Source organism: Nocardia sp. NPDC004722 (assembly GCF_053601505.1).
Window position 1 is genome coordinate 1 of record NZ_JBSGBY010000693.1, and the last position, 4,175, is coordinate 4,175.

Consider the following 4,175-nt stretch of genomic DNA (forward strand, 5'->3'; position numbering starts at 1 on the left):
GGCGCGGTGGTGGTGATGGGTGCTCCCGCGCCGGGTCCGTCGTGGTCGATGCCGCCGGGGCTGGACGCTGTCGGCTGGGTGGTTTGTGCTGCCGGGGACGTGGTGGCGGGTCCGGCGGAGGTGTTCGGGTCGCAACCGCTGACGGAGATGGCGACGCCCGCGGCGAATGCGATGACGGCCATGGACTTGATCCGCATGAGATCCCCTCGAAGTTCGGTACTGCCTGCCGTTCGTGTGCAAGCTCCACATCGAACCCTGTGTCTCCCCGTTACGGTCCAGCGTGAGCAGAGGTTTGCGTAATCCGCTGCGCTGCACCGTCCTTCGCCGTACCCTGGTCCGAAACGCCCTGTTCCGGGTATCTTCGGGCAAAGCGTTAACACCCTCGGCTCCCCCGCTGTGCCCCAGAAAGTGGGGGCCGGGTGAACCCGGGCGTGATCGTTGTCGTGAGGCTGACGGGAATGTCTCCGACCCGAGCGATCAAGACTTGATTCATTCCAGAAAAACGGGCAGAGTGTGGGTCGTGCCCACGCCTACGGATTTCGAGCGCATGTTGCGCGGGGCCGCTTTGCGTGTGACCGCACCGCGGCTCGCGGTGCTGACTGCGGTACATGAGCACCCCCACTCCGATACCGACTCGATCCTCGGTTTCGTGCGCCAAAACCTCGCCGGGGTCTCCCACCAGGCCGTCTACGACGTCCTGCGAGCCCTCACCACCGCCGGGTTGCTGCGGCGAATCCAACCCATGGGGTCGGTCGCACTGTATGAGACCCGCGTCGGCGACAACCACCACCACGTGGTGTGCCGCTCCTGCGGTCAGATCGCCGACGTCGACTGCGCCGTGGGCGACGCACCCTGCCTCACCGCGTCCGACAGCCACGGCTTCGCGCTCGACGAAGCCGAGGTCGTCTACTGGGGCCTATGCCCCGACTGCTCGAAAACAGCGGCAACACAACAGAAGTAGCGATCACAGTTCGTGATCGACAGCCCCGATCACCTACCTGGAAGGACGACAAACCGTGTCTGAAGCCCACCTCGACACCCCCGCCGAGACCGGCGGCTGCCCCGTCGCTCACGGCCGCCAGACCGACCCGGCCGAAGGCGGCAGCACCAACCGCGCCTGGTGGCCCAACCAGCTCAACCTGAAGATCCTGCAGAAGAACCCGGCCGTCGCCAACCCCATGGACGAGGGCTACGACTACCGCGCCGAGTTCAAGACCCTCGACCTGGCCGCCGTCAAGGCCGACATCGTCGAGGTCATGCACACCTCCCAGGACTGGTGGCCCGCCGACTTCGGCCACTACGGCCCGTTCTTCATCCGCATGTCCTGGCACGCCGCGGGCACCTACCGCGTGCAGGACGGCCGCGGTGGCGCCGGCGCCGGCATGCAGCGCTTCGCCCCGCTCAACTCCTGGCCCGACAACGCCTCCCTCGACAAGGCCCGTCGCCTGCTGTGGCCGGTCAAGAAGAAGTACGGCAAGAAGCTGTCGTGGGCCGACCTCATCGTCTACGCCGGCAACGTCGCCCTCGAGGACATGGGCTTCGACACCTTCGGCTTCGCCGGCGGCCGCGTCGACCAGTGGGAGCCCGAAGAGGACGTGTACTGGGGCCCGGAGACCGAATGGCTCGGCGACGCCCGCTACACCGGCAAGCGCGACCTCGAGAACCCGCTCGCCGCGGTCCAGATGGGTCTGATCTACGTCAACCCCGAAGGCCCCAACGCCAACCCGGACCCGCAGCTCGCCGCCATCGACATCCGCGAGACCTTCGCGCGCATGGCCATGAACGACGAAGAGACCGCCGCGCTGATCGTCGGCGGCCACACCTTCGGCAAGACCCACGGCGCCGGCCCGGCCGACAACGTCGGCCCCGAGCCCGAAGCCGCCCCGCTCGAAGAGCAGGGCCTGGGCTGGGTGTCGTCCTACAACACCGGCGTCGGCAAGGACGCCATCACCTCCGGCCTCGAGGTCACCTGGACCCCCACCCCGACCAAGTGGGACAACAGCTTCCTCGAGACCCTCTACGGCTACGAGTGGGAGCTGTCGAAGTCCCCCGCCGGCGCCCACCAGTGGGTCGCCAAGAACGCCGAAGCGATCATCCCCGACGCCTTCGACGGCCCGGCCAAGCTGCCGACCATGCTCACCACCGACCTGTCGATGCGCGTCGACCCGATCTACGAGCAGATCACCCGCCGCTGGCTCGAGCACCCCGAAGAGCTCTCGGCCGCCTTCGCCAAGGCCTGGTACAAGCTCACCCACCGCGATATGGGCCCCAAGGTCCGCTACCTCGGCCCCGAGGTGCCCGCCGAGACCCTGCTGTGGCAGGACCCGATCCCGGCCGTGGACCACGAGCTGATCTCCGACGCCGACGCCAAGGCCCTCAAGGCCAAGATCGTCGAGTCGGGTCTGACCGTCTCCCAGCTCATCTCGACCGCGTGGGCGGCCGCGTCCTCCTACCGTGGCTCCGACATGCGCGGCGGCGTCAACGGCGGCCGTATCCGTCTGCAGCCGCAGGCCGGCTGGGAGGTCAACCAGCCCGACGAGCTCGCCCAGGTCATCCGGGTGCTCGAGGGCATCCAGACCGGGTTCGGCAAGCCGGTCTCCTTCGCCGACGTGGTCGTGCTGGCCGGTAACGCCGGTGTCGAGCAGGCCGCCAAGGCCGCCGGATTCGACATCGAGGTCCCCTTCCGGGCCGGTCGCACCGACGCCACCCAGGAGCAGACCGACGTGGAGTCCTTCGCCGCGCTCGAGACCGCGGCCGACGGCTTCCGCAACTACGTCGGCAAGGGCACGCGCATCCCCGCGGAGTACCTGCTGCTGGACAAGGCCAACCTGCTGACCCTCTCGGCGCCGGAAATGACCGTCCTCGTCGGCGGCCTGCGCGTGCTGGGCGCCAACCACGGCGGCTCCAAGCACGGCGTGTTCACCGACAAGGTCGGCGTGCTGTCCACCGACTTCTTCGTCAACCTGCTCGACATGTCCACCAAGTGGGCGCCCGTCGACGCCGAGGACTCCAGCTACGTCGGCACCAACCGCACCACCGGCGAGACCGTGTGGACCGCCTCCCGCGTCGACCTGGTGTTCGGCTCCAACTCGCAGCTGCGCGCCCTGGCCGAGGTGTACGCCGAGGACGACTCCAAGGAGAAGTTCGTCAACGACTTCGTCGCCGCCTGGACCAAGGTCATGGAGCTCGACCGCTTCGACCTCACCGGCGCGTAAGTCTCACCACGATCGATGCCCCCGGACCCACACGGTCCGGGGGCGTCGCCCGTTCCACCGCGAAACCGACCGGGCGGCACCAGCATTCGACCCGGGACGGGCTACTCCCCTGCCGCGTGCACCTCGACCCGGCCGTGAAAGCGCTGCCCGACATCCTCACCGTCATGGTTGTAGGCATTCATGATGTCGCTCAACTCCGCCCGCAACCGCCGCAGCGCCTCGGACTCGACACCGATCCCGTCCCAACCCCACTCCGGCGGCACCTGCGCCACAGTCACCCGGATACCCGCGTCGAACGGGGTGTCCACCGTGTAGGACAGGTCTGCGGGCGCATCCCGAACCGCGTTGCGGGTAGCCAACTCTCCCGCCACCACCGCCTCGGCGAACACCCGCGCCAACGCGATGTCCTCCCGCACCATATCCGCGATCCGCGCCAAACCCGCATGCCGCCCGACCCGGTGATGACGCTCCCCATAACTGCGATCCCCCACCACCGCACGCTCCTGCCCACTGCCCAGGATCCGCTCCAGCATGCGCTGCGCGGCCGCACGCTCGGCCTCCCCCGTGCGCGGATGCTCGATCAGATTGCGCAGCCGCTGAATCCGGCCCGCGGACGCCGTCATGAAGCTTCCCCTTCCCGACACACTCACCCCCACCGATCATGCCAGCGGCCGCCACCACAAGGCCAGCCGCGCACCGCACACTCAGGCCGGACGCGCCTCGTGCTCGATCCCCGCATGCTCCTGACCACGGCGGAAACGCAGCAGCCGCAACGCATTCGCCACCACCAGCAACGTCGAACCCTCGTGAATGAACACCGCCGGACCGATCGGCAACCCGATCAACGTCGCGGGCACCAAACCCGCCACGATCACCAACGCGACCGTCAAGTTCTGGCGGATGATCGCCGCACTGCGGCGACTCAACGCCACCGCGAACGGCAACCGCCCCAGATCGTCA

4 protein-coding genes and 1 pseudogene are annotated in these 4,175 nt (G+C 68.3%); 2 read left to right on the forward strand and 3 right to left on the reverse strand.

What is annotated here, in order from left to right:
* Positions 1 to 197, reverse strand: a 197-nt coding sequence (locus ACWELQ_RS39940; protein WP_452402198.1) for a hypothetical protein, incomplete at its 3' end; no start/stop codon positions are given.
* 323 nt (positions 198 to 520) lie between these two features.
* Between ACWELQ_RS39940 and ACWELQ_RS39945 the strand changes: the two genes are divergently transcribed.
* Positions 521 to 961: a Fur family transcriptional regulator gene (locus ACWELQ_RS39945; protein ID WP_452402199.1), complete on the forward strand. Its 441-nt coding sequence runs from the start codon at positions 521 to 523 to the stop codon at positions 959 to 961.
* 55 nt (positions 962 to 1,016) lie between these two features.
* Positions 1,017 to 3,215: a catalase/peroxidase HPI gene (gene katG, locus ACWELQ_RS39950; RefSeq protein WP_452402200.1), complete on the forward strand. Its 2,199-nt coding sequence runs from the start codon at positions 1,017 to 1,019 to the stop codon at positions 3,213 to 3,215.
* A 101-nt stretch (positions 3,216 to 3,316) separates the two neighbouring features.
* Here katG and ACWELQ_RS39955 read toward each other — a convergent pair whose 3' ends face one another.
* Together ACWELQ_RS39955 and ACWELQ_RS39960 are read right to left on the reverse strand one after the other, a co-directional pair.
* Positions 3,317 to 3,838 carry a hypothetical protein gene (locus tag ACWELQ_RS39955; protein ID WP_452402201.1) on the reverse strand — a complete coding sequence of 174 codons (522 nt, stop codon included), beginning with the start codon at positions 3,836 to 3,838 and terminating at the stop codon, positions 3,317 to 3,319.
* Between the two features lie 81 nt (positions 3,839 to 3,919).
* Positions 3,920 to 4,175, reverse strand: a pseudogene (locus tag ACWELQ_RS39960) (heavy metal translocating P-type ATPase); the annotation flags it as partial.